The organism is Nonomuraea sp. NPDC050547, assembly GCF_044457345.1.
Taxonomy (GTDB): Bacteria; Actinomycetota; Actinomycetes; order Streptosporangiales; family Streptosporangiaceae; genus Nonomuraea.
In genome coordinates this window covers 740,767-765,568 of the sequence record NZ_JBITGW010000001.1, presented here as the reverse complement: position 1 = coordinate 765,568, position 24,802 = coordinate 740,767, and the positions used below count along the sequence as shown (strand labels likewise).

The 24,802-nt window shown below is 71.5% G+C and carries 27 protein-coding genes; 12 read left to right on the top strand and 15 right to left on the bottom strand.

Annotation, left to right across the window (positions count from 1 at the left end; genetic code table 11):
- Positions 1–28 precede the first annotated feature (28 nt).
- From ACIBHY_RS03555 to ACIBHY_RS03510, 10 genes are all read right to left on the bottom strand, one after another.
- Positions 29–1,171, bottom strand: coding sequence for an NAD(P)/FAD-dependent oxidoreductase (locus ACIBHY_RS03555; RefSeq protein ID WP_397305815.1), 1,143 nt, complete (start codon positions 1,169–1,171; stop codon positions 29–31).
- 48 nt (positions 1,172–1,219) lie between these two features.
- Positions 1,220–2,296 carry a prephenate dehydrogenase gene (locus tag ACIBHY_RS03550; protein WP_397305814.1) on the bottom strand — a complete coding sequence of 359 codons (1,077 nt, stop codon included), beginning with the start codon at positions 2,294–2,296 and terminating at the stop codon, positions 1,220–1,222.
- Complete coding sequence (gene aroH / locus ACIBHY_RS03545) at positions 2,293–2,652, bottom strand: chorismate mutase (RefSeq protein ID WP_379612910.1); 360 nt, start codon at positions 2,650–2,652, stop codon at positions 2,293–2,295. Before aroH ends, ACIBHY_RS03550 begins: the two co-directional genes overlap by 4 nt.
- 71 nt (positions 2,653–2,723) lie before the next feature.
- Positions 2,724–4,433 carry a pseudouridine synthase gene (locus ACIBHY_RS03540; protein WP_397305813.1) on the bottom strand — a complete coding sequence of 570 codons (1,710 nt, stop codon included), beginning with the start codon at positions 4,431–4,433 and terminating at the stop codon, positions 2,724–2,726.
- Positions 4,430–5,014, bottom strand: coding sequence for an SMC-Scp complex subunit ScpB (scpB, locus tag ACIBHY_RS03535; protein WP_397305953.1), 585 nt, complete (start codon positions 5,012–5,014; stop codon positions 4,430–4,432). Before scpB ends, ACIBHY_RS03540 begins: the two co-directional genes overlap by 4 nt.
- Positions 5,015–5,363: 349 nt before the next feature.
- Complete coding sequence (locus ACIBHY_RS03530) at positions 5,364–6,182, bottom strand: segregation and condensation protein A (protein ID WP_397246490.1); 819 nt, start codon at positions 6,180–6,182, stop codon at positions 5,364–5,366.
- Positions 6,179–7,120 carry a ParA family protein gene (locus tag ACIBHY_RS03525; RefSeq protein ID WP_379612913.1) on the bottom strand — a complete coding sequence of 314 codons (942 nt, stop codon included), beginning with the start codon at positions 7,118–7,120 and terminating at the stop codon, positions 6,179–6,181. The genes ACIBHY_RS03530 and ACIBHY_RS03525 overlap by 4 nt, the downstream gene beginning before the upstream one ends.
- Positions 7,121–7,236: 116 nt before the next feature.
- On the bottom strand, positions 7,237–8,142 hold the full coding sequence (locus ACIBHY_RS03520) for a site-specific tyrosine recombinase XerD (protein ID WP_379612914.1): 906 nt from the start codon (positions 8,140–8,142) through the stop codon (positions 7,237–7,239).
- Between the two features lie 6 nt (positions 8,143–8,148).
- Positions 8,149–8,745 (bottom strand): NUDIX domain-containing protein, encoded by a 597-nt coding sequence (locus ACIBHY_RS03515; RefSeq protein ID WP_397246488.1) that lies wholly within the window; start codon positions 8,743–8,745, stop codon positions 8,149–8,151.
- Positions 8,742–10,403, bottom strand: coding sequence for a CTP synthase (locus ACIBHY_RS03510; protein WP_397246486.1), 1,662 nt, complete (start codon positions 10,401–10,403; stop codon positions 8,742–8,744). Before ACIBHY_RS03510 ends, ACIBHY_RS03515 begins: the two co-directional genes overlap by 4 nt.
- A gap of 109 nt (positions 10,404–10,512) precedes the next feature.
- On the opposite strand from ACIBHY_RS03510, the gene ACIBHY_RS03505 reads away from it, so the two are divergent.
- The 4 genes from ACIBHY_RS03505 (at position 10,513) to ACIBHY_RS03490 (ending at position 13,860) form a co-directional block, all read left to right on the top strand.
- Positions 10,513–11,178: an acyltransferase gene (locus ACIBHY_RS03505; protein WP_397246483.1), complete on the top strand. Its 666-nt coding sequence runs from the start codon at positions 10,513–10,515 to the stop codon at positions 11,176–11,178.
- Positions 11,179–11,267: 89 nt separating this feature from the next.
- Positions 11,268–11,975, top strand: a complete 708-nt coding sequence (locus tag ACIBHY_RS03500; RefSeq protein WP_397101845.1) for an MgtC/SapB family protein — start codon at positions 11,268–11,270, stop codon at positions 11,973–11,975.
- A 33-nt stretch (positions 11,976–12,008) separates the two neighbouring features.
- On the top strand, positions 12,009–13,121 hold the full coding sequence (locus ACIBHY_RS03495) for an NAD(P)H-dependent flavin oxidoreductase (RefSeq protein WP_397305812.1): 1,113 nt from the start codon (positions 12,009–12,011) through the stop codon (positions 13,119–13,121).
- Between the two features lie 4 nt (positions 13,122–13,125).
- Positions 13,126–13,860 (top strand): GntR family transcriptional regulator, encoded by a 735-nt coding sequence (locus ACIBHY_RS03490; protein WP_397305811.1) that lies wholly within the window; start codon positions 13,126–13,128, stop codon positions 13,858–13,860.
- Here ACIBHY_RS03490 and ACIBHY_RS03485 read toward each other — a convergent pair.
- Positions 13,857–16,184, bottom strand: a complete 2,328-nt coding sequence (locus ACIBHY_RS03485) for an FAD-dependent oxidoreductase (RefSeq protein WP_397246475.1) — start codon at positions 16,182–16,184, stop codon at positions 13,857–13,859. The two genes, ACIBHY_RS03490 and ACIBHY_RS03485, sit on opposite strands and share 4 nt — an antisense overlap.
- A gap of 142 nt (positions 16,185–16,326) precedes the next feature.
- Between ACIBHY_RS03485 and ACIBHY_RS03480 the strand changes: the two genes are divergently transcribed.
- Positions 16,327–17,226: a phosphotransferase gene (locus ACIBHY_RS03480; protein ID WP_397305810.1), complete on the top strand. Its 900-nt coding sequence runs from the start codon at positions 16,327–16,329 to the stop codon at positions 17,224–17,226.
- A 100-nt stretch (positions 17,227–17,326) separates the two neighbouring features.
- Complete coding sequence (locus ACIBHY_RS03475; RefSeq protein ID WP_397246471.1) at positions 17,327–17,914, top strand: DUF4126 domain-containing protein; 588 nt, start codon at positions 17,327–17,329, stop codon at positions 17,912–17,914.
- On the opposite strand, the gene ACIBHY_RS03470 is transcribed toward ACIBHY_RS03475, so the two are convergent.
- The 3 genes from ACIBHY_RS03470 to ACIBHY_RS03460 all read right to left on the bottom strand — a co-directional run bounded on the left by ACIBHY_RS03470 (position 17,903) and on the right by ACIBHY_RS03460 (position 19,823).
- On the bottom strand, positions 17,903–18,697 hold the full coding sequence (locus ACIBHY_RS03470) for an alpha/beta fold hydrolase (RefSeq protein ID WP_397246469.1): 795 nt from the start codon (positions 18,695–18,697) through the stop codon (positions 17,903–17,905). The two genes, ACIBHY_RS03475 and ACIBHY_RS03470, sit on opposite strands and share 12 nt — an antisense overlap.
- An 8-nt stretch (positions 18,698–18,705) precedes the next feature.
- Entirely contained in the window at positions 18,706–18,897 is a 192-nt protein-coding gene (locus ACIBHY_RS03465) for a hypothetical protein (protein WP_397305809.1), read from the bottom strand.
- A 110-nt stretch (positions 18,898–19,007) separates the two neighbouring features.
- Positions 19,008–19,823 carry a glucose 1-dehydrogenase gene (locus ACIBHY_RS03460; protein ID WP_397246465.1) on the bottom strand — a complete coding sequence of 272 codons (816 nt, stop codon included), beginning with the start codon at positions 19,821–19,823 and terminating at the stop codon, positions 19,008–19,010.
- Positions 19,824–20,043: 220 nt separating this feature from the next.
- On the opposite strand from ACIBHY_RS03460, the gene ACIBHY_RS03455 reads away from it, so the two are divergent.
- The 6 genes from ACIBHY_RS03455 to ACIBHY_RS03430 all read left to right on the top strand — a co-directional run bounded on the left by ACIBHY_RS03455 (position 20,044) and on the right by ACIBHY_RS03430 (position 23,882).
- The gene (locus ACIBHY_RS03455) at positions 20,044–20,655 is read left to right on the top strand and encodes a hypothetical protein (RefSeq protein ID WP_397101830.1); all 612 of its coding nucleotides are present in this window, start codon (positions 20,044–20,046) and stop codon (positions 20,653–20,655) included.
- Between the two features lie 58 nt (positions 20,656–20,713).
- On the top strand, positions 20,714–21,286 hold the full coding sequence (locus ACIBHY_RS03450; protein ID WP_397246463.1) for a Uma2 family endonuclease: 573 nt from the start codon (positions 20,714–20,716) through the stop codon (positions 21,284–21,286).
- Positions 21,287–21,405: 119 nt separating this feature from the next.
- Positions 21,406–21,852: a hypothetical protein gene (locus tag ACIBHY_RS03445; RefSeq protein WP_379612930.1), complete on the top strand. Its 447-nt coding sequence runs from the start codon at positions 21,406–21,408 to the stop codon at positions 21,850–21,852.
- Between the two features lie 11 nt (positions 21,853–21,863).
- A complete protein-coding gene (locus ACIBHY_RS03440) occupies positions 21,864–22,460 on the top strand; it encodes a cell wall protein (protein WP_397246461.1) in 597 nt (198 codons plus the stop codon).
- 9 nt (positions 22,461–22,469) lie between these two features.
- Positions 22,470–23,246: a MauE/DoxX family redox-associated membrane protein gene (locus tag ACIBHY_RS03435; RefSeq protein WP_397305808.1), complete on the top strand. Its 777-nt coding sequence runs from the start codon at positions 22,470–22,472 to the stop codon at positions 23,244–23,246.
- A 12-nt stretch (positions 23,247–23,258) separates the two neighbouring features.
- On the top strand, positions 23,259–23,882 hold the full coding sequence (locus tag ACIBHY_RS03430; RefSeq protein ID WP_397246456.1) for a class I SAM-dependent methyltransferase: 624 nt from the start codon (positions 23,259–23,261) through the stop codon (positions 23,880–23,882).
- A gap of 10 nt (positions 23,883–23,892) precedes the next feature.
- On the opposite strand, the gene ACIBHY_RS03425 is transcribed toward ACIBHY_RS03430, so the two are convergent.
- Complete coding sequence (locus ACIBHY_RS03425; protein ID WP_397305806.1) at positions 23,893–24,768, bottom strand: serine protein kinase RIO; 876 nt, start codon at positions 24,766–24,768, stop codon at positions 23,893–23,895.
- Positions 24,769–24,802: the final 34 nt, after the last annotated feature.

The window sequence follows — 24,802 nt, the reverse complement described above, 5'->3', positions numbered from 1 at the left end:
GCGTCACTCACCGATCCAGCTTCGGCGCTCAGCCGCTGCTGAGACGGAACGCGCGGGCGGGCACCAGGCCCCGCTTCAGCAGCGCGAAGCCCGGCAGCGGGCTGCTGCTGACCGTCTCCTTGTAGACGACGGCCCAGCGCCCCGTCAGGTACGCCCGCCGCGGGCTGTCGTCGCCCCGCGTGAACTGGATGATCCCGTCGGCCCGCCCCAGGCTGAGCGGCTGGTGGAAGTACCCGAACCGGAACGGCCTGGCCCGCCCGCCCCGCAGCCGCGCGGCGATCACGTCGGCGGCGTGCAGAGCCGTGGGGATGCCGCTCTGGCAGGTGCCGTGAATGACCCCGTACGGCTGGCCGACGGCCGCCGCGTCCCCGACCGCGTACACGTCGGGATGCGAGACCGAACGCAGCGTCGCGTCCACGACGACGCGCCCGCGCCCGTCGACGTCCAGCCCCGACTCCCATGCCAGCGGCAGCCCGGTGGTGCCCGCGGTCCACAGCGTGACCGAGGACGCGACGAGCTCGCCCCCGGCCAGCTCCACCGCGTCGGGCAGCACCTTCTCCACCTCGACGCCCTCGCGCACCTCGATGCCGAGGCGGTCCATCGCCCGCCGCACGTAGGCGCGGGCCCTGTCGCCCATCATCGAGGCCGGGGCGCCCCGACTGAGCAGGACCACGCGCAGGTGGGGGTGCGCTTCGGCGATCTCGGTGGCCGACTCGACGCCGGTCAGGCCGCCGCCGGCGACCACGACCGTGCCCTCGGTGAGGCGTTTCAGCGCATCGGCCAGCCGTAGCGCGCCGTCGTGGTCGTCGTAGACGTGGGCGTGCTCGCGCACGCCCGGGGTGGAGCGGTCGGTGACGGTGCCCAGCGCGTAGACGAGCTTGTCGAACCGGGCGACGCGCCCGCTCTGGAGCGTGACCTCGTGCCGGCCCGGATCGAGTCCGGTGACGCGGTCATGCAGGAAGGTGATGCCCGTCCCGGCGATCACCTTCTCGATGGCGTGGCCGGTCAGCCGCTGGCCCGCGGCCGTCTGATGCATGCGCAGCCGCTCGGTGAAGCGCGGTGAGGCGTTGACCAGCGTCACCCTGGCGCCCTGGCGGCGGGTCTTCACCGCGACCCGGATCGCCGCCATCATCCCGGTGTATCCGGCTCCCAGAACCATGATGTGTGTCATGCCGGGAAGACGGATCCACCGCGCCAGAATGTGACATCGGCGCGGGCGCTACGGCACCTGCCAGCCGCGCTCGTGCAGAGCCTCCTGGAGTACGGCCACCGCGTCCGGCTGCACCGACACCTCCGCCAGGCCCAGGGGCAGGCCCGGAGCGTGCTCCAGACGGACGTCCTCGACGTTGACCCCGACCTCGTCACACACCTGGAACAACCGGGCCAGCTGACCCGGCCGGTCACCGATGACCACCTGGACGACGCCGTAGGCGGCGGCGGGGCCGCCGTGCTTGCCCGGGATGCGCCCGTGCCCGGCGACGCCGCGCTTGAGCAGTCGCGTGACGTCGGGGCCCGCGCTCTGGTCGCCTCCGGCCAGCGCGCGCAGCGCCGCCGCGGCCTCGGTCAGGTCGCGCGAGACCGCCTCCAGCACTTCGGCGACGGGCTCGGCGTTGCCGGACAGGATGCCCAGCCACAGGCCGGGGTCGCTGCCGGCGATCCTGGTCACGTCCCGTACGCCCTGACCGGCCAGGCCCAGCGCCACGTCGGAGGCCTCCGACAGCCTGGCCGCCACCGCGGAGGCGGCCACGTGCGGCGCGTGCGAGACCAGCGCGACCGCGCGATCGTGCTCCTCGGCGCTCACCTCGACCGGGTTGGCGCCGCACAGCTCGATCAGCTCCAGCACCGCCCGCTTCGCCTCGGGCCGCGCCGCCTCCGTCGGGCACAGCGCCCACGGCCGCCCCAGGAACAGGTCCGCCCTGGCCGCGCCCGGCCCGGCCTTCTCGCGGCCGGCCATCGGGTGCGAGGCCACGTAGAGGCCCATGTCGCAGCCCAGCTCGACGGCCCTGGCGATCGGCATGGCCTTCACGCTCGACACGTCGGTGTAGAAGCGGGCGGCGTCGCGCCGCTGCAGGCCGCGCAGCTCGGTCGCCACGTGGTCCGGGGGGACCGCGACGATGGCCAGGTCGACCTGTTCGCCGGAGTGCCATTCCTGGCCGGCGCCCATCTCCCTGGCCAGGCGTACCGCGCCGAGGTCGCGGTCGGCCAGCAGGACGCTCACGCCGCGCTGGCGCAGCGCCAGCCCGATCGAGGTGCCGACCAGGCCGGTGCCGAGGACGAGGACGGTCTCCAGCTTCATTGGGCGATGTCCTCACGCAACGCGACGGCGCCGCGCAGGTAGACGTGGCTGATCTCGCCACGTGGCCGGTCGGTCTCCACATGCGCCATCAGCCGCACCACGCGCGGCAGCGCGCCCGGCACGTCGATCTCCGTGCAGCAGATGAGCGGCACGTCGTGGAAGCCCAGCTTGCGCGCGGCCAGAGCGGGGAACTCCGCCGTCAGGTCGGGCGTCGCGGTGAACAACACGCTGATCACGTCGTCGGTCGACAGCCGGTTGCGCTCCATGAGCGTGCTCACCAGCTCCGTCGTCGCCTCGATGATCGCGTCGCGGGTGTTGGCGCCGACCTGGATCGCCCCGCGAATCGCCCGGACCATGGTGCTCGTCCCCTTCATAAGGCATGGAGCCCGTACGCGGCGGTACGGGCTCCTGGGTATGGGCTGCCAGATTACATCTTGACGGCGGCGTACAGCTCGCCGACTTCCGCCAGCGACAGCGCCCGCAGCGTGCCCGCCTTGGTCCGGCCCAGCTTGACCGGCCCGAACTCGATCCGCGCCAGGTCGATCACCCGGTGACCCGACTCCTCCAGCATGCGGCGCACGATGTGCTTGCGGCCCTCGTGCAGCACCACCTCGACCAGCGCCTGCTGGCCGTGCTCCTGCACGATCGAGAACGAGTCCGCGCGGGCGAGGCCGTCCTCCAGCTCGATGCCCTCACGCAGCCTGCGGCCCAGGTCGCGCGGGATCGGCCCCGGCACCTTCGCCCAGTACTTCTTCTGCACCCCATAGCTCGGGTGCGTCAGCCGGTTGGCCAGCTCGCCGTCGTTGGTGAGCAGCAGCAGGCCCTCGGTCTCGGTGTCCAGCCGGCCCACGTGGAACAGCCGCGGCGCCAGCTCCTGCACGTAGTCGGCCAGGCACGGACGGCCCTGCGGGTCCTCCATCGTGGACACGACGCCGATCGGCTTGTTCAGCGCGTAGTAGACGAGGTCGGGGGCGGTGGGGATGCGCTTGCCGTCCACGTGGATGACCTGCGCCGCCGGGTCCACCTTCGCGCCGAAGCGGCGGACGATCTGGCCGTTGACGGTCACGCGACCGGCGCCGATCATCTCCTCGCAGGCACGCCGGCTGGCCACGCCCGCCTGGGCGAGCACCTTCTGCAGCCTGACGCCGCCGGGAACCTCGGTGGTGTCCCGCTCGTCGGTGTAGCCGGGCTCGAAGAACGCGGTGTCGCGGATGGGCTGGCGGGCGGTCTTGAACCGGTCCGACGGCCTGTCGCCCCTGCTCGGCCGCTCGTCCCGCCGCGGCCCCCTGCTGGGGGTCTTGCCGCCGGTACGGCTGCCGCCGATCGTCTGAACGTCGTCGCGCTTGCCGTAGCGTGCCCTGGTGGGGCCGGGGGCGGAGTCACGCCGCCCACCCCGGGCGGCCCGGAACCCGTCATTCCCGGAACGCTCCGGCCGCTCCGCCCGGTCGTCGCGGGGCTGGTAACCGCCACGGTCACGGTCATCACGACGCTGGTAACCGCCACGGTCACGGTCATCACGGCGCTGGTAGCCGCCACGGTCGTCGCTACGGCCCTGATAGCCGCCGCGGTCGTCGCGCCGCTGGAACCCCCCGCGGTCGCGGTCGTCGCGGGGCTGGTAGCCGCCACGGTCACGGTCATCACGGCGCTGGTAACCGCCACGGTCGTCACGACGCTGACCCTGGCCACCACGGTCCTCACCACGACCCTGGTAACCACCACGGTCGCGGTCGTCACGCCGCTGGTAGCCGCCACGGTCGTCGCTACGGGGCTGGTACCCGCCACGGTCGCGGTCATCACGGCGCTGGTAGCCGCCACGGTCGTCGCCACGGCCCTGATAGCCGCCGCGGTCGTCACGACGCTGACCCTGGTAACCGCCACGGTCACGGTCGTCACGCCGCTGGTAGCCACCGCGGTCGTCGCCACGGCCCTGGTTGCCGCCGCGGTCGTCGCGGCGGTCGGTGGGGTTGCCGGGGCGGGTCCGGGAGCCGCCCCTGTCGGCGCGCAGGGAGTCTCGGTCCCCGCTGCCGCCGCGTCGGTCGTCGGAGCGGAAGGCGGGACGCCCGCCGCGGCCCGCGTGGCCGCCCGAACGTCCTCGACCGCGTCCATCACCGGACGGGGTGCTTCGCCTGTTGTTCACTTCGTTGTCTCCTCGAGGTTCTCCACGTCGTCCGGGAGGAGCGGCGCAAGCTCGGGGAGCTCGCCGATGTCCTTCAGTCCCAGACGCTCCAGGAAGTATGAGCTTGTCCGGTAGAGCACTGCCTGGCTCTCCGGGTCGGTGCCGGCCTCTTCGACCAACCCCCTGGCGACGAGCGTACGCATGACGCCGTCGCTGTTCACACCGCGTACCGCGGCCACGCGGGCACGGCTCACCGGTTGCCGGTAAGCCACGACCGCGAGAGTCTCCAGAGCGGCTTGCGTGAGCCGCGTCTGCTGCCCGTCGCGCACGAAGCGCTCGACCAGAGGCGCGCACTCGGCCCGCGTGTAGAAACGCCAGCCTCCCGCCACCTCTCTCAGGTCAAAACCCCGCCGATCGGCCGTGTATTCCGCCGCCAGCTCCGAAAGCGCTTGTCCGACCTCTTGCGTCGGCCTCTCCAGCACCTGAGCGAGCGTCACCTCGGCCACCGGCTCATCCACCACCAGCAGAATCGCCTCCAGCGAGGCCTTCAACCCCAGCCCCGCCTCGCCGCCCGTTCTCGGAATCTCCCCCGAAGACGGCACAACCGCGGCCGAGGAGGACAAAACCTCCCCATCCGAGTCCGAGGCGGCGCCGACGGAGTCCGACCTGACCAGATCCTCCTCAGCCCGGCCCGGCGTCTCCACTGCCGAAGGGGCCGGAACCTCCTCAACCGGGTCCGTGGCCGTCTCCGGCGACGAGACGGCCGGGGCCGGGTCGTCGTCGGGGGCGGGCGCTTCGGTGGGGAGTTCCGCCGCCGGGCGGTCGTCCTCGGAGTCGGCGGGCAGGCGGGGCGCCGGGGTGGGCGGGGTGGTGGACAGGGCGCCGGGGAGCGTCATCCAGGCGGGCAGGTCCGGGTCCGCGGAGCGGCGGGGGGCGGGCGGGGTGTCGTGCTCAGGCATCGGTCTTCTTCTCCGCGGGTTCTTCGTAGTCGTCGCCGACCGAGATGTCGCCGTCGTCGGTTCCGGTCCAGGTGACGTGGAGGTCGCCGAGCGGTTCGACCTGGTCGAAGGTCACGGCCGACTCCCTGAACAACTCCAGCACCGCCAGGAACCGGGCGATCACCTCGAACGTGCCCTCGCAGTCGGCGACCAGGGCGCGGAACGTGGCCTTGCGCATCCGCCGCAGGCGCCGCACCAGGATAGCCGCCTGTTCGCGGACGCTGGCGAGCGGTTGGTAGATGTGGCCGACACTGACCGTCGGCGGCAGCTTCGGGGTGAAGGCCTTGGCCGCGATCCTGGCGAGCTGGTCGGGCCCGATCCCCAGGATCAGCTCGGGCAGCAGGTCGGCGAACTCCCGCTCCATGGGCACGATGCGCGGGAAGCGCAACGCCTCCTCCGCCATCCTGCCGGCGAAGATCTTCGCCACCTGTTTGTACGCCTTGTACTGCAGCAGCCGGGCGAACAGCAGGTCACGCGCTTCCAGGAGCGCGAGGTCCTCTTCGTCCTCCACCTCGCCGGACGGCAGCAGCCTGGCCGCCTTGAGGTCGAGCAGGGTCGCCGCCACGAGGAGGAAGTGGCTGGTCTGGTCGAGGTCCCATTCGGGCCCGCGCGACTTGATGTAGGCGATGAACTCGTCGGTGACCTTCGACAGGGAGACCTCGGTGATGTCCAGCTTGTGCTTGGAGATCAGGCCGAGCAGCAGGTCGAAGGGGCCCTCGAAGACGTCCAGGTGGACCTGGAAGCCGCCTTGCTCGGTCGAGGTCGATGTCACCTGGCCATTGTCGCAGGAGCGGGCCAGCGCGACAGCACTTCGCGGGCCAGCTCCCGGTACGCGTTGGCACCGAGCGAGGACGGGTCGAAGGTGGTGATCGGCTCCCCGGCGACGGTGGCGTCGGGGAAGCGGACGGTGCGGTTGATCACCGTGTGGAACACCTTGTCGCCGAAGGCCTCGACGACCCGGGCGAGGACCTCGCGGCCGTGCAGGGTACGCGCGTCGTACATGGTGGCGAGCAGGCCTTCGATCTCCAGCTCGTCGTTGAGTCGTTCCTGCACCTTGGCGATGGTGTCCATGAGCAGGGCGACGCCGCGCAGCGCGAAGAACTCGCACTCCAGCGGCACCATGACGCCGTGGGCGCAGGTCAGCGCGTTGACGGTGAGCAGGCCCAGGGACGGCTGGCAGTCGATGAGGCAGACGTCGTAGTGCGGCAGCAGCGGCTTGAGCACGCGGCCGAGCACCTGCTCGCGGGCCACCTCGGTGACGAGCTGGACTTCGGCGGCGGACAGGTCGATGTTGCTGGGCAGCAGGTCGAGGTCGTCGACGCCGGTCTCCAGCAGCACGTCCTCGGCGGAGACGTTGCGGTCCATCAGCAGGTTGTAGACGGTGAGGTCGAGCTGATGGGGGTTGATGCCGAGGCCGACCGAGAGCGCGCCCTGCGGATCGAAGTCGACGAGCAGGACCTTCAGCCCGTACTCGACGAGCGCGGCGCCCAGGTTGATGGTGGTGGTCGTCTTGCCGACGCCACCCTTCTGGTTGACCATCGCGACGACGCGGGCGGGCCCGTGGATCTCGCGCCGGGCCGGCTCCGGGAACACTGGACGCGGCCTTCGGGTGGGGCCCAGGTTCACGCCGGCGGTGGGCGTGGCCGTCTTCGTGTCACCCCAGGGGTTTTCGGGGTTCCCCTGGGTCGATCCGTTGGTCGTCACAGTCACCAGCTCGAACCTCCCTGACGATCCCGAACCGGACCGTCCGGACGGACACTATGGCGTCAGCACTTAACGCGGCAAGGCGGCACGCCGTACGCGCCGCACGTCGCAAAGACTATAGATCACTGCCGGGCACGCGGATGCGCCGCGGCGTAGACCTCGCGGAGCCTGTCGACCGTCACCAGCGTGTAGACCTGGGTGGTGGTCACCGAGGCGTGACCGAGCAGCTCCTGGACCACCCTAACGTCGGCACCGCCGTCGATGAGGTGGGTTGCGAAGGAATGGCGCAACACGTGGGGGGAAATCCCGGCAAGTCCGGCTCGTTCCGCGGCGGCCTGGAGTACCTCCCAGGCGCCCTGCCGGGTCAGGCGGCCACCCCGGGCGTTCAGGAACAACGCGGGCGTGCCCCGCCCATGGGCCACCAGACCGGGGCGGGCCCGGACGAGGTAGGCGTCGAGGGCTTCGCGGGCATAGCGGCCCAGCGGGACGACGCGCGTGCGGCCGCCCTTGCCGCGCAGCCGTACCTGCTCGGCTTCGAGGTCGTCGACGGCCAGGCCGACGGCTTCCGAGATGCGGGCGCCGGTGCCGTACAGGACCTCCAGGAGCGCGCGGTTGCGGAGGGTCAGCGGCGCGCTCTCGGGACCGGAGGCGGCGATGAGGAGCTCGACCTCGTCGACGGTGATCGGCTTCGGCAGGCGGCGCAGCTGGCGGGGCGGGCGCACCTGGTGGGCGGGGTCGTGGCCGGTGACGCCCTCGCGCAGGGCGAAACGGTGCAGGCCGCGTACCGCCGAGACCGCCCGCGCGGCCGAGCTGGCCACGAGGGCGGGGTGTTCGCCGTCGCCCTCGCGCAGCGCGGACAGGAACGCCAGGACGTCGGCCTCGGCCACCTGGTCGAGCTCCAGGCGCCCGCGCGCCTGGAGATGGTCGACGTAGCGGCGCAGGTCACGCTTGTAGGAGGCGAGCGTGTTGACAGCCAGACCCCGCTCCACCGCCAGATGGGCGAGGTAGCTGGAGAGCACCGCCTCCACGAAAGCTCACTCCTCGGGTGCGTCGGCGGGCCGCAACAGCCCGAACCCTTCGACCGATGCCGCGTACGCGGCGAGGATACCGGCCACGGCCGGGGAATTGTGGATCATTCCCATGAGCGCCTTCTCGACGGCGTCGGCGAGGGGTACCCATTCGAGCGGCATGTCGGTCTCTTCGTGCTTGCGCTCGAAGTCGATCTCGGTACGGCGCAGCCCCCGCGCCAGGAACACCCGGATGCGCTCGTCGGTCATGCCCGGCGAGCTCATCAGGTCGACCAGCGTGTGCCAGGTGTCGGCGGCGTATCCGGCCTCCTCGGCCAGCTCACGCGCGGCGGTGGTGACCAGCGGCTCGCCCTCGACGTCGCGGATGCCGGCGGGCAGCTCCCACAGCAGGTGGCGCACCGGGTGGCGGTACTGGCGCAGCAGCAGCACCCGGTTCTCCTCGTCGAGCGCGAGGACGGCGACCGAGCCGGGGTGGACGACGTAGTCGCGGTCGGCGACGTCGTCGTCCGGCATGCGCACGGAGTCGGTGCGCAGGCCGATCACCCGGCCCTGGAAGTGGTTCTTGGAGGCGACGACGTCCCACTGCCGCGCGATGTCCCTCACTTGGCGACCTTGGCGGAGACGCGGCCGTCGGCGAAGGCGAGGGCCGCGGCGATGAGGCCCTTGAACAGCGGGTTGGCCCGGGTGGGGCGGGACTTGAACTCGGGGTGCGCCTGGGTGCCGATGAAGAACGGGTGGGTCTCGGCGGGCAGTTCGGTGTACTCGACCAGGCGGCCGTCGGGCGACAGGCCGGAGAAGACCAGGCCGACCTTCTCCAGTTGCTCGCGGTAGGAGTTGTTGACCTCGTAGCGGTGGCGGTGGCGTTCGTCGGCCTTGGCCTTGCCGTAGAGCTGCCTGGCCAGGCTGCCTTCGCCGAGCTTGGCGGTGTAGGCGCCCAGGCGCATGGTGCCGCCCATGTCGCGCTCGCCGGCGACGACGTCCTCCTGGTCGGCCATGGTGGAGATGACCGGGTGCTTGGTGTCGGCGTCGAACTCGGCGGAGTTGGCGTCGACGACCCCGGCCAGGTTGCGCGCGGCCTCGATGACCATGCCCTGCATGCCGAGGCAGATGCCGAGCAGCGGCACCTTGTTCTCGCGGGCGTGCTTGATGGCGCCGATCTTGCCTTCGATGCCGCGTACGCCGAAGCCGCCCGGGATGAGCACGCCGTCGACGCCGTCGAGCTCGCGGGAGGCGCCCTCGTCGGTCTCGCAGTCGTCGGACTTGACCCAGCGGATGTTGACGCGGGCGTCGTTGGCGAAGCCGCCCGCGCGCAGCGCCTCGGTGACCGACAGGTAGGCGTCGGGCAGATCGATGTACTTGCCGACCAGCGCGATCGTGACCTCCTTGGCCGGGCGGTGCACGCGCCGCAGCAGCTGCTCCCACTCCTTCCAGTCGACGTCGCGGAACGGCAGGCCGAGGCGGCGCACGACGTAGGCGTCGAGGCCCTCGGTGTGGAGCACCTTGGGGATGTCGTAGATGGAGGCGGCGTCGACCGCGCTGACGACGGCGTCCTCGTCGACGTCGCACATCAGGCTGATCTTGCGCTTGATGGAGGTCTGCACGGGCCGGTCGGAGCGCAGCACGATCGCGTCGGGCTGGATGCCGATGCTGCGCAGCGCCGCGACGGAGTGCTGGGTGGGCTTGGTCTTCAGCTCGCCGGAGGGACCGATGTACGGCAGGAGCGAGACGTGCAGGAAGAAGACGTTGTCGCGGCCCACCTCGTGGCGGATCTGGCGCACGGCCTCCAGGAACGGCAGCGACTCGATGTCGCCCACGGTGCCGCCGACCTCGGTGATGACCACGTCGACGTCGGGGCCGGCCATGCCGCGGATGCGGTCCTTGATCTCGTTGGTGATGTGCGGGATGACCTGGACGGTGTCGCCGAGGTACTCCCCGCGCCGCTCCTTGGCGATGACGTTGGAGTAGACCTGGCCGGTGGTGACGTTGGCCGAGCCGTGCAGGTCGGTGTCGAGGAAGCGCTCGTAGTGCCCGACGTCGAGGTCGGTCTCCGCGCCGTCGTCGGTGACGAAGACCTCGCCGTGCTGGAACGGGTTCATCGTGCCGGGGTCGACGTTGAGGTAGGGGTCGAGCTTCTGCATCGTGACCCGTAGCCCGCGTGCCTTGAGCAGGCGGCCGAGGCTGGAAGCCGTGAGCCCCTTGCCGAGACTGGAGGCGACACCGCCGGTGACGAACAGATGCTTGGTTTGCGATGCGCTGCGCAAAGGGGCTCCCGTGGCTCGAGGTGTGGCTATGTGTCCACGGGCTCTCAGGATATCAAAGAACGCCCCCGACATGCCCGAACGGCATGACCAAGCGGTAACTTTGGGCCCTATGTCACACGTACGGCGGGCGGCGGGCGCGCTGATTCACCGCGCCTACGCCGCTTTGCGCAGAGCCGGGGCGATCAGTCCGTCCAGTCCGGCAGGCTATCGCTTCCGCCATCTGGGCGAAGGCGTGTCGATCGCGTTCCCGCCCGGGGCGATCTTCGGCGAGCAGTGGATCGAGATCGGCGAGGGGACGCTCGTCGGGGAGCGGGTCTCGCTGTCGTGCGGGATGGGGCCGGGCGTGGACCTGGGCCCGGACTCGATCCTGCGGATCGGCGGAAGCTGCTCGATCGGGCGCGGCAGCCACATCGTGGCGCACCAGTCGATCGACGTCGGCGACCACGTGTTCACCGGGCCGTACGTGTACATCACCGACCAGAACCACGTCTACGACGACCCCGAGGTGCCCATCGGACGGCAGTGGCCGAGGAACAGCCCGGTCTCGATCGGCTCGGGCTCGTGGCTGGGCGCCGGCGCGATCATCCTGCCGGGAACCCGGCTGGGGCGGCAGTGCGTGGTGGCGGGCGGCGCGGTGGTGCGGGGCGAGTTCCCCGACCACAGCGTGGTGGCGGGCATCCCGGCCAAGCTGGTGCGCCGCTACGATCCGGCGCTGGGCTGGCACTCCCCCGGCGCCTCCGCGATCACCTCGCTGGACCGCCAGGCGACCGCCTGAACCACCACGGGCCGCCCGAAGGACCCATGGACCGTTCATAACCCGGCAAAGGCCGCCTCGCGCCCGTCCCGGCGGGGGACATACCGGGCGTGGAGATCGATCTGCTGCTGCGCCTGGTCGCGGCCGCGGTGCTCGGCGCCGTCATCGGCATCGAGCGGCAGTGGCGGGCCCGGATGGCGGGCCTGCGCACGAACCTGCTCGTCGCCGTCGGCGCGGCCCTGTTCGTGCTGCTCAGCGCGTACGGCTTCGCCGGCGCCACCGCCGACCCGACCCGCGTGGCCGCGCAGATCGTCTCGGGCATCGGCTTCCTCGGCGCGGGCGTGATCCTGCGCGAGGGGTTCAACATCCGTGGTCTCAACACCGCGGCGACCCTGTGGTGCGCGGCGGCGGTCGGCTCGCTGGCGGGGGCGGGCATGTACCTGATGGCCACGGCGGGGACCTTCCTGATCGTGGTCGCGAACACGCTCATGCGCCCGCTGGGCCGCTTCCTCGACCGGCGGCGGGCGGCCCGCCGTACCCGCTACCGGTTCGAGGTGCGGTGCTGGGACGACGACCAGGCGCACGTGCGCAAGCTGGTCGTCAACGCGCTGACCCGGCCGGAGCTGCGGCTGCGCAGCCTGCAGGGGCAGGAGGCCGACCGGCGCGGCCAGGTGGAGGTGATCGCGATCGTGGACAGCCTGCGCCGCGACGAGAACCTCTTCGAGTCGGCCACGAGCCGGCTCAGCCTGGAGCCCTCGGTGACCTCGGTGTCGTGGACGGTCGAGGGCGAGGATGACGACGACGAGGACGACTCCTAGACCGAACAAGGTTCTGGGGGTTAGCGTCGCGGCATGCGCACCGAACTGGCCGACAGGCTCGGCGTGGAATTCCCGTTGTTCGCCTTCAGCCATTGCAGGGACGTGGTGGCCGCGGTCACCAACGCGGGCGGGTTCGGCGTCCTGGGCGCCATCGCCTACTCCCCCGCCGAGCTGGACACCGAGCTGACCTGGATCGACGAGCAGGTGGGCGGCCGGCCGTACGGGGTGGACGTGCTCGTCCCCGGGAAGATCGAGGGGCCGCGCGTGGACGTCGCGGCCTTCGTCCCCGACCGGCACCGCGACTTCGTCGCGCACCTGTTCCGCAAGTACGGCGTCGCCGCCGCGTCCGGCCGGGAGATCCGCTCGGCCGACGAGTTCGCGGGCAGGGTGACGGCGGCCGGCGCGACCGGCCTGATCGACGTGGCGCTGAAGCATCCGATCGGCCTCATCGCCAGCGCCCTGGGCCCGCCGCGGCCCGAGATGGTGGCCAGGGCCCGCGAGCACGGCATCCCGGTGGCCGCCCTGGTCGGCACCGTGGAGCACGCGCGCAGGCAGGTGGCGGCGGGCGCGGACGTCATCGTCGCCCAGGGCACCGAGGCCGGCGGGCACACCGGCGAGATCTCCACGATGGTGCTGGTCCCGCAGGTCGTGGACGCCGTGGGCCCGGTCCCCGTGCTGGCGGCCGGCGGCATCGCCGGCGGGCGCCAGATGGCCGCGGCGATGGCGCTCGGCGCGCAGGGCGTGTGGTGCGGGTCGGTCTGGCTGACCACCGAGGAGGCCGAGACGGCCCCGGCGGTCAAACGCAAGATGCTCGCCGCCTCCTCGCTCGACACCGTCCGCTCGCGCTCGCGCACCGGCAAGCCGGCCAGGCAGCTGAAGTCGGCGTGGACCGAGGAGTGGGACGCCGCCCCCGAGAGCCCGGGTCCGCTGGGGATGCCGTTGCAGATGCTGGTGGCCGAGGGCGCGATGGCCCGCATCGGCGCGGCGGCCGAGCGCGGCGAGCCGGGCGCCGTGGAGCTGGCCAACTACTTCGTCGGCCAGGTCGTGGGCCAGCTCGACCAGGTCAGGCCGGCCCGCGAGGTGGTCTACGCGATGGTGAACGAGTTCGCCGACGCGGTGGAGCGGCTGCAGCGCCTGTCAGAGTAGAACGGTGGAGTTCGTCGAGCTGGCCAGGGGCGGCGGGGTGCCCGCGCACGTCCAGATCGAGCGCTGGCTGCTGAAGTCGATCGCGCGCGGCGAAATCGCGCCGGGCGACCGGCTGCCGGGCGAGCGCGAGCTGGCGGCGCGGCTGGGCGTGTCGCGGATGACGCTGCGGCAGGCGCTGGCGACGCTGGAGGCGCGCGGCGTCCTGGTCCGTACGCAGGGGCGCGGCGGCGGGGCGTTCGTGGCCGAGCCCCGGGTCGAATGCGACCTGACGGGGCTGGCCGGGTTCACCGAGCGGATGCGCAGGGCCCACCTGACCGCCGAGGCCCGGCTGCTGCGGGCGCGTACGCGCCGGGCCCCGCCGGAGGTCGCGGCGGCGCTGGAGCTGGAGCCCGCTGCGCCGGTGCACGAGATCGCCCGCGTGCGCTCGGCGGGCGGCTCGCCGGTGGCGCTGGAGCTGTCGTTCTTCCCCGCCGTGCTCCTGCCGGGCCTGCTGAGGGAGGACCTCGGCGGCTCGCTGTACGACCTGCTGGCCGCCCGCTACGGGCTGGCGCCCAGCCGCGCGGTCGAGCACCTGGATCCGGTCGTGGCCACCCACGAGCAGGCCGCCGAGCTGGACGTGGCGCCGGGCACGCCGCTCATGCGCATCGAGCGCACCGCCTACGCGGCCGCGGGCGTGCCGGTGGAGCACGCCCGCGACCTGTACCGGCCCGACCGGGTCCGCCTGACGGTGCGGACCTAGCCGACCGTGCCGGTGACGCGCTCGCCGAACAGCTCCACCTCCACGGCGGTGCCCGGCTCGGCGTTCAGGTAGGCGTAGGCCAGCGAGGCGCCCAGCGTGTAGCCGTAGCCGCCCGAGGTGACGCGCCCCTCCACCCGGCCGTCGACGCGCACCGGCTCGTTGCCGAGCACGACCGCCCGCGGGTCGTCGAGCGTGATGCGGCGCAGCCGCCGCGGGGGCGACGGGTCGAGCGCCGCGCGGCCCAGGAACTCCTTGTCCATCTTGACGCAGAAGCCCAGGCCCGCCTCGTACGGGGTCGTCTCCGGGCCGAGGTCGGCGCCCCAGACCCGGTAGCCCTTCTCCAGGCGCATGCTGTCGATGGCCTTGTAGCCGCAGGCCATCAGTCCGTGCGGCTCGCCGGCGGCCCACAGGGTGTCCCAGAGCGCCCTGCCGTACTCGCTGGAGCAGTAGAGCTCCCACCCGAACTCGCCCACGAACGTCACCCGCAGTGCCAGCACCGGCACGTCGCCCACGGTCAGCTCACGCGCGGACATGAACGGCGCGTCCAGCGGATCGGCGGTGAGCGTCGCCATGATGGCGCGCGCCTTCGGACCCCACAGCGCGAAGCAGGCGTACTGCCCGGTCACGTCGGCGATCCGCGCCCCCGAGCCGCGCAGCCTGGCCTGCTTGCGCAGCCAGCCGAGGTCGTGGGAGCCGAACGCGGTGCCGGTGACGATGAGGAAGTCCTCCTCGCCGCGCCGGGTGACGGTGAAGTCGCACTCGATGCCGCCGCGCCGGTTGAGCGCCTGCGTGTAGGTGACCTGGCCGGGCTCGCGGGCGACGCGGTTGGCGCAGACCCACTCCAGCAGCCCGGCCGCGTCGGGGCCGCTCACCTCGATCTTGGCGAACGAGCTCTCGTCGAACAGCCCCGCGCCGGTGCGGGTGGCGCGGTGCTCGGCGCCGATCGCGGGGTGCCAGCCGCGCGCCGCCCACCCGCGCGGCTCCTCTTCCTTCCGGTACGGCTCCGCCGCGTTCGGCGCGTAGTAGTTGACCCGCTCCCACCCCGACTTCTCGCCGAAGACGGCGCCGTGGGCGGCGTGCCAGGCGTACGCCGGCGAGGTGCGCAGCGGGCGGCCGGCGGCGCGCTCGTGGCCGGGGTAGCGGATGTCGTAGTAGGTCTCGTAGTTCTCCACGACGCGTTTGCGCGTGTAGGAGGGTGAGCGGTACTGGCGGCCGAAGCGGCGGATGTCCATGTGCCACAGGTCCATGGACGGCTCACCCTCGACGATCCACTCGGCCATGACCATGCCGATGCCGCCCGCCCCGGCGATGCCGTGCGCGCAGAAGCCGGCCGCCACGTAGAAGCCGCCGACCTCGGTCTCGCCCAGGCAGAACTCGTTGTCCGGGGTGAACGCCTCCGGTCCGTTGATCATCTTGCGGATGCCGACGTCGCCGAGGGCGGGGACGCGGATGGCGGCATTGTCAGAAATTTCGGTGAATCGGTCCCAGTCCTCCGGCAGCAGGCGGCCGTTGAAGTCCGCCGGGACCGGGTCCAGCCATGGGGCCGAGGTGCGCTCGTAGCCGCCCATGACCAGGCCCTGGACGTCCTGGCGGTAGTAGACGAGCAGGTCGGGGTCGCGCAGCGTGGGCAGGCCGGTGTGCTCGTGGAAGCCTTCCGTCACCACGTACTGGTGCGACATCGGGATGATCGGCACGCGCACCCCGGCCATGCGGCCGATCTCCGGGGCGAACATGCCGCCGCAGTTCACCACGATCTCGCAGTCGATGTCGCCCCGGTCGGTGCGGACCCGGCGGACCCGGCCCCGCTCGACGTCGACGCCGAGTACCCGGGTGTGGGTGCGGAACGTGGCGCCGCCCTCGCGGGCCAGGCCGGCCAGCGCGTAGCAGAGCTGGGAGGGGTCGATCTGGCCGTCGGTCGGCAGGTACGCGGCGCCGACCACGCCCCCCGGGTCCATGAGGGGGAACAGCTCGGCCGCCTCGGCCACCGAGATCTCCTCCAGCGGCAGGCCGTACGTGCGGGCCCAGCCGATCTGGCGGCGGATCTCCTCCATGCGCTCGGGGCTGGAGGCGAGCTTGATGCCGCCGCACTCGGTCCAGACGTCGAGCTTGCGGTAGAGCTCGACCGAGTACTGGTTCATGCGGGTCAGGGTGGGGTCGGCGCGCAACTGGCCGACGAGTCCGGCGGAGTGGAAGGTGGAGCCGCTGGTCAGTTCGTCGCGGTCGAGGACCAGGACGTCGCGTTCGCCGAGTTCGGTCAGGTGGTAGGCCACGCTGGCGCCGCCGACGCCACCGCCGATGATCACGATCCGGGCCGAGTCGCTCATGCCCGCGACGCTAACCGGCTCGATGTAAAAGGTCTAGACCGTTTCCTTCTCGATCGAGCGCGTGTCGCGGGTGCGTGAGGCACGATCGGAGAGGGGGGCACGGTGCTAGCATCGCCGGTCAATCTTGACGAGGAGAGCGCCCATGGATGAGGTTCTCGACCGCATTCCCCTGCTGGCGGGCCTGCCGCGTACCGTTGAAGAGCTTCCCGGGGGGCTCACCAACCGCAACTACAAGGTGAGCGTGCCGGGCGCGGCGTACGTGGTGAGGGTGCCGGCCAGCGAGGGCGGGCTGCTGGGCATCGACAGGGACGCCGAGCACGCCAACTCGATCGCGGCCGAGCGGGCGGGGGTCGGGGCGCCGGTCCACGCCTATCTGCGGGAGCTCGGGGTGCTGGTGGTGGGGTACCTGCCGGGGCGCACGTTCACCGAGGCGGACCTGCGGGACTCGGCGAACCTGCCGAGAGTGGCCGAGGCGTGCCAGAGGCTGCACACCGGGCCGCGCTTCTCCCGGGACTTCGACATGTTCGAGATCCAGAAGGGGTATCTGAAGATCGTCCAGTCCCGAAATTTCCGCCTCCCCGCGAAATATCGGGATTTCGAGCCTCATGTGGAGCAGATCCGTGAGGCGTTGAAGGTCCGTGACGAGGGGACCGTCCCCTGCAACAACGATCTCCTGCCCGGCAACTTCATCGACGACGGCGAGCGCCTGTGGCTGATCGACTACGAGTACTCGGGCAACAACGACGCCTGCTTCGAGCTGGGCAACATCTGGAGCGAGTCCGACCTGTCGCTGGAGCAGCTGGAGGAGCTCGTCACCGCCTACTACGGCCGCCGCCTGCGCAACCGCATCGCGCGGGCGCGGCTGCTCGGCCTCATGTCCAAGTACGGCTGGACGCTGTGGGCCGCCATCCAGGACGGCGCCAACGAGTCCATCGACTTCGACTTCTGGTCGTGGGGCATGGAGAAGTACGAGCGCGCGATGGCCGAGTTCACCGGCCCCGCCCTGCCCGGACTCCTGGACGAGGCCGCCCGGCCCGACTGACAACGCGCACGATGAGCCGGAGCCCCTGATCGACCTGCGGATGCTCGGGGGCCTCGCCGAGGTGACCTGACGCCGGGGGCGGGCGGGCTAGGTTGGTGTCATGTTCGCCACGCTCACCGGCCTGGGTCTGTCGACGGCCGCCGGGCTCAACGCCTACATCCCGCTGCTCGTGGTCGGGGTGCTGGCCAACTTCACCGACCGCGTGAAGCTGCCGGACGGCTACGCGTGGCTGTCGAACTGGGGCGTGCTGGCGGTGCTGGCCGTACTGCTGCTGGCCGAGGTGGTGCTCGACAAGATCCCGGCCGTGGACAGCGTCAACGACATGATCCAGACGGCGGTCCGGCCCGCCTCCGGCGGCGTGGTGTTCAGCGCCACCTCGGCCGCGGCCGAGCTCGACAACTCCACCTGGCTCACCGAGAACCCGTGGCTCAGCTGGGTGCTCGGCATCCTGGTGGCGCTGGCCGTACACGCGCTGAAGGCCGCGGCCCGCCCGGTCGTCAACGTCGGCACCGGCGGGGTCGGCGCACCCGTGATGAGCACCGTCGAGGACGCCGGCTCACTCGGCGTGAGCCTCGTGGCGATCTTCATCCCGCTGCTGGTGATCGTCCTGCTCATCGGGCTGGCCCTGCTCGCGTGGTGGATGATCAGAAAGGTACGGCGCCGCCGCCGCGGCCGCTCACCCGGCTAGCCAGCCGAGCACGAGCGCGACGAAGTCGTCAGGCCGCTCCTCGTGCAGGCGGTGGCTCGCGCCCTCCCAGACGACGACCTTCGAGTCCGGGTGCTTGAGCAGCCCCTCCTCCCAGGCCGCCCGGTCCGGGTCGAACCACAGCGACAGCACCGGGCAGGCCCTTCGCGCCAGGTAGGCGTCGGAGGCGGGCCGTACGCCGATCGAGTCCTCCAGCGCGAACATCGCCTCGAACGCCTGGGCCAGCACGTGCGGCGGCATTCCGTACAGGCGGCGCCGGTGCCAGCGGCGGATGACCGCGGGGGTGCGCCGGTTGGTGCACCAGCGGTCGATCTCGACGGCCGCCTCGTGCGCGTCCTCCGAACGCAGGGCGGCGATCGTCTGGGGGAACATCCCGGCCACCTCGGGCGCGATGCCGTATCCCGGATCGACCGTGACCAGCCGCTCGACCAGGCCGGGATGCTCGACGGCGAGGATGGAGACGATCTGACCGCCCATCGAGTGGCCGATCGCGACGACCTTCGCGACGCCGAGCGCGGCCAGCAGCGCGGCGAGGTCTTCGGCCATGCGGCGGGGCGTGTTGTCCTCGGCGGGCACGGAGGAGTAGCCGTGGCCGCGCAGGTCCACGGCGATCACCCGGCGCCCGGCGGCCAGGGCGTCGAGGTGCCAGGACCACTGGTGCGAGTCGGCGCCCCAGCCGTGCACCAGCAGCAACGGCGTCGCCTGCCCGCCGCCGTCGTCGGTGTAGAAGAGCCGGACGTCCTCGGCGACCCGCGCGTACGGCATGTGCCTCCCTACCTCAGGCCTTCGCGCAGCGCCACGCGGGCGTGCTCGGCGGTGATCACCATCGCGGGCGCCCCGGCCAGGATGCGCCGGTCCTCTTCCGCGTCGAACACCTCGGTGCCGCAGCCCGCCCCGGCGTCACCACCACAACCGGCCTCGCCCCAGGGCCGCCACGGCGCCACACCCCAGGAACACGACCGCATCTGTCACCACAGCGGCTGTGGGATCGCCGGTTCCGTGTGCAGGAGGTCGGAAGGCGGGCACGTCGGATCCCCGCACCCGGAACCCGCGATGGCGCGGCCCTTCGCCCACGTCAGGCCCGTCCAGACTCTGGAGGTGTCGTGGATGCCGCAGGTGGCGGGGATGGGGGTGCGGTGGGTGGTGGGGGGACGGGTGGCCGGGCGATCAGGGCGGCCGCTCCCGCGGTCCAGCCGCCGTCGACGGCGAGTTCGGCGCCGGTGATGTAGGAGGCGGCGTCCGACAGCAGGAACGCGATGGCCTCGGCCACCTCCTCCGGCATGCCCCACCGCCCGCTGGCCGCCAGCGGGAACGCGCCCTCCGCCGGCGTGGCCCCGAACTGCTCGGTCATCGGCGTGACGATCATCCCGGGATGCACGGAGTTGACGCGGATCCGGGCGGGCGAGAACTCCAGCGCCGCGATCTTCGTCAGCCCGCGCACGCCCCACTTGGAGGCGCCGTACCCGGAGGTGCCGGGCAACGCGAACAGTCCCGCCACCGACGACAGGTTGACGATGGCGCCGCCGCCCGCCGCCCGCATGGGCCCGACGGCGGCGCGCAGGCCGAGGAAGACCCCGGTCAGGTTGACGTTCAGCACCCGCTCGAAGTCGTCCAGCGTCGTCTGCTCGATCGGCCGGGAGGAGACGATTCCGGCGTTGTTCACCAGGCCGTGGAAGGGGCCGGTCTCGTCCATGACGCGGGCCCAGTCGGCCTCGCTGGTGACGTCGTGGGGCAGGAAGCGGCCGCCGATCTCCTTGGCGGTAGCCGTACCCTCCTCGGCGAGGACGTCCGTGACGATCACGCTCGCGCCCGCGGCGGCGCAACGGCGGGCGGTGGCGGCGCCCATGCCGCGCGCTCCCCCGGTGATGACGACGACCTTCCCGTCGAGCATGCGCGGCTCCTCAAGCGGCCCGGGACAATGGACGCACTGAACCACAGGCCCCTCACACAATCAAGAGCTTGCTCGGTTCACCATCCTGTGCCGAATCCGCTCCGGATGGAACTACCCGAGCCCCGTCCGGCGTTGGTCAGAGCGATAAGAACGCAGCGGAACGCGATCTGGCTGAGCCTCATGCCGGCCGATTCGGCGGACTATGCTCAGTGCACGGGAGGTGCCTCCGATCGAAACGATCTTCGCGATTCTGCTGGTCGTTTTCCTGCTGTTCCTGGTGCTCGGCGGGGTAGCGATCTTTTTCATGGTCAAGCTGGGCAAGAAGGCGGCCAAGTCCGCCAAGAAGGCCACGACCCGGCTCAGCGCCCACGTCAACGCGATGGGCACCGGCGAGGCGGCCGAGATCGAGCGCCTCCGCCTCGACCTGCGCCGCGAGGTCGGGCTCACCCGCCAGGCGATCGACCAGGCGCACGCGTCGGGCTGGGGCCTGGGCGACCTGCCCCACCTGATGGCAGAGCTGGCCAAGCAGGCCGAGGTCCAGGACCAGCAGCTGGGCATCTACGCCCAGCAGCTGCGCATCTCCTCGGTCGTCGACCACGTCACGGCCGAACGCCTGCGCGAACACCAGGCCAAGCTCACGGCCATGTGCGCCCGCATCCGCGCCGACCTCATGCGCACGCAGGTGCAACACGCCTCGGGCGGCATCGACGACCTCTCCTCCCGCACCGACCTGGAGATCGAGGCCCGCCGCCCGGCCCCCTTCACCGACCCGCTGGACGAGATCGACGATCTCTACCGCAAGACCATCCAGAACCGCCAAGAGCCCTCCTGATATCACTCTCTGTGAGATCATGGAGCCTTCACGTAGCAGGCTCCCAGGGAGACAGGTCGTGGCCACCACACTGCCCGACTGGTTCTATCCGGGCCCTCGGGAGGGCTGGACCGCCGACATGCTCGACCACCTCCCTCCCGACGCGCCCAGGCACATCGATCTGATCGACGGATCGCTCTTCATGAGGCCGCCGCAGACCAGATCCCACATGCTGCTCGTCCGGCTGCTCGAACAGGGGTTCCGCCCTCCCGAGCCGTTGGCCGTGGCTCGGGAGATGACCGTCACCCTGGGCATCAGGCAACGCCCGGAGCCCGACATCCTGCTGGTCAGCAGGTCCGCGATGATGAGCGTCACGACATCCTTCAAACCGGAGGATGTCCACCTGATCGTGGAGGTCGTCTCCAAGGAGTCCGAGGAGCGGGACCGGATCACCAAGCCGAGCAAGTACGCCGACGCCGGGATCAAGTTCTTCTGGCGCATCGAGGAGGAAGACGGCGCAGCGGTCGCCTACACCTTCGAGCTCGAACCGGCCATGAAGGCCTATGTCCCCACGGGCATCCATCGCCGCATGCTGCGTACCGACATCGGCTTCGACGTCGAGATCGATCTCGACTACACCAAGCCCATCTGAAGCACAGCGTGTTTTTTGGGCGTTGACGAAACTTCCTTACATGCTATTGATAGATCGAGTCGGAAAGTTTCAACGCAGCGCTGCACCGCCTCCCCACCCACCCCCCAAGGAGGACGCGCATGGTGCGCAGCACGCCCACTGACCCCATCGACTTACTCGGCCCGGTCCAAGGCGAAGTCTCGTGGTTCTGCTGCGGGAACGCCTGGGGACCCTGCAGTTCCACCGGCAAGGGTGCCTGCGGCACCTGCAACTCGGGGAGCCTGCAGCACGCCTGGCCCAACACCTCCGACGCCTGCTGGAACATCACCCGTCCCGACCGCTGCGGCGACGCCCTGTCCCGCCGGACCTGCGGGTTCCGCCACCGGACCACGTCCTTGTGCGGCGGCGGCAGCATCGTCACCACCATCGCCGACTGCGGCCCGCAGACCGACCTGTTCTGCGGTGAGCGCAGCTGCTGCGGCGCCACCTGCGCCAGCAACCGGCTGATCGACCTCACCCCGGCGGCCTACTCCAGGATCGCCAGCCTGTCCACGGGCCTGCGCCCATGCGAGATCTCGACGGCCTGAGGGAGCTGAGGATGACCACGCGCAGGAAGATGCTCAAATCCGCGCTCCTGGGCGGCGGCGCCACGGTCGTGGCCGCCACCGCCATGGGTTCGCTCGGCCCCGAGGCGGCCTTCGCCGCCGCTCCGGATCAGCCGGAACCCGGCGTCCCCGACCCCGAGTTCGCCGAAGGCCGCATCCGGGCCGTCAAGGACAACACCCTGATCGTGCTCGGCTCGAACATGGTCTTCCACCAGATCAGGGTCGTCGACGGGACGAGCCTGTGGAAGCTCGGCCCGGTCGGCTTCGACCAGGCCAGGCCCGGCGACGGCCTCTACGCCAGAGGCGTCCGCATGCCCGACGGAATGCTCGCCGCCGAGTCCGTGTGGCTCAACATCGTCAACATCAAGGGCCACGTCAGGAACATCACCAACGAGAAGATCCACCTCGACCACAACGGCAAGGACGTGCTCTGCCACGTCGTACCCGGCAGGTCCGTGGCCGTCCACTCCGACGCGCCGCCGTCGGCCGACCTGTCGCTCCTGCGCGTCGGCCAGCACGTCCAGATCCTGGGCGCCTGGCGGCCTGACACCAACGAAGTCGACATCGCCACCGTCTTCTCCCCGCACTAGGAGCGTGTGATGCAAGGGATCGCCGCGCTGCAGCCTTACGTGATCGCCGCCTTCCTGGTCTGGGCGGCCCTGATGAAACTGCTCAGCCGACGGATGCGGTCGCGGGCCGGGCGGACGGCGCTGGCCCGGCTGGCCGGCCCGGCGCGCGCGGTCCCTCTGCTCCGTCTGGTGGCGGTGGCCGAACTCGCGGTCGCGGGCGTCCTGCTCGCGCCACCGTCCTCCCCCTGGGAGGGTACGGCCGCCGCCTCCCTGTCCACCGGCTTCCTCGCCTACCTGGCCTACTCCGCGATCGCCGTCCCCGACGCGTCCTGCGGCTGCCTGGGCGCCCACGGCCGGCCGATCGAGTGGCGCTCGTTCGCCCGCGCCGGGCTTCTGCTGACCATGAGCATGCTGGCGGTGACGGCCGGGCCGTACCCGATCGAGCCGCTCGCGCTCGTGATCGCCGGCGCCGAGGCCCTCGCCCTGCTTGCCCTCTCCCCCGAACTCGACCGTCACTGGCTCACGCCGTCACGGCAGCTCCTGGTACGGCTGACGCGTCCGCTGGCCGTCCGCGAGCCGGGGCTGATCCCGCTGGAGACCTCGCTCCGGCTGCTCTACCGCAGCCCCGCCTACTGCACGGCCGCCGCCCACCTGTCCTCGGACATCCAGGACTTCTGGGATGAGGACGGGCTGCGGTATGCGAGTTATGCGGCGCGGGGCCGTACCGCGGTCTTCTCCATCCCCCTGTACGGCGGCGCCCCCGCGGACGTGCGCGTCGCCCTCGTCGAAGAACCCGCTCTCGGGTGATGTGATGGAGGGGTGGACGTCAAGCACCCGATCTTCGCCCGCCTCTACATCCGGCTGAGCCACGCCATGGAGCGCGGCGGCATGCGCGAGAATCGCCAGTCGCTGCTCGCCCCGCTCCACGGCCGCGTGCTGGAGATCGGCGCGGGCAACGGCATGAACTTCCGCCACTACCCGCGCGAGGTCACCCAGGTGCTCGCCGTCGAACCCGAGCCCCGCCTGCGCGCGGCAGCCCGGCAGGCCGCCAAGGAGGCGCCGGTGCCCGTCGAGGTCGTCGACGGGCTGGCCGAGCGGCTGCCGGCGGCCGACGGGGAGTTCGACGGCGTGGTGTCGTGCCTGGTGCTGTGCTCGGTGCGCGACCAGGCCGCGGCGCTGCGCGAGGTGCGCCGCGTGCTGGCGTCCGGCGGGCAGTTCCGGTTCCTGGAGCACGTACGCGCCGACACCGCCGGGATACGGCGGGCCCAGCGGGTCATCGACGCGACCGTGGGCCCGCGCCTGCTCGGCGGCTGCCACTGCGGGCGGGACACGGTCGCGGCGGTGGAGCGCGCCGGGTTGCGGGTGGGCCGGCTCGATCGGTTCCTGTTCCCCGGCGGGCGCACCCCGTGGGCGTTCCACGTCATGGGCACCGCCGCCCTCTGAACGACCCGGTTCAGCCCAGGCGGGCCTCCGCGCGCAGAAGGGCGGCCAGCCCGTCGGGGTCGGCCCGGGACAGGCCCTTTCCGGCGAACCAGGTGGCCACGTTGCGGGCGTCCCGGTCCAGGAACTCGGGCCCGGCCGGGTGGGAGATCACGTCCACGATCTGGGGCAGGTCGATGATGACCAGGCGGCCCTCGTGGACCAGGATGTTGTAGGGCGACAGGTCGCCGTGGGCCAGGCCTTCGTGCGCCAGCCGTACCATCGCGTCGACGAGCTGCTCCCAGAGGCCGGGCAGGTCGTCCGAGACGTTCGCCAGGCGCGGCGCCGCGTAGCCGTCGGGCGTGCCGATGAACTCCTCCAGCACCTCCGTCCCCACGATCTGAACCGGATAGGGAACCGGCAGCCCCAGCTCGAACAGCCGGGTCAGCGCCGCGAACTCCGCACCCGCCCACTGCCCGGCGATCACCTGCTTGCCGAACGCCGTGCGCCCCGCCATGGCCCGCGACATCCGGCTGTCGCGCATGCGACGCCCCTCCAGATACCCGGCGTCGCGGTGGAAGAGGCGGTGCTCGCCCGATCGGTAGCGCTTGGCGGCCAGCAGGCACTGCCGGTCGGTGCCGGGCACGCCGCGCGAGATGAGGTGCACGTCGGCTTCCTTGCCGGTCTTGAGCACGCCCAGCTCGGTGTCGACGGCGGCCAGCTCGGTGACCAGCCATCCGGGGTACGGCCGGGGCCCGCGCTCAGTCGGCACGCTGAGATCCCAGGTGGACCAGCGATCCCCCTCGGGCGGACCGTCGTCGTCGGCTTCTTCGCGGTGATTGTTCTCAAGCCACTCGATGTCGTCGGCGTCGAGGGCGTTCTTGCCACGCTTGCGGTACTGCTTCGGCACGGTGAAAGGCTCCAGAGTGAAGGCCCACCGGCGC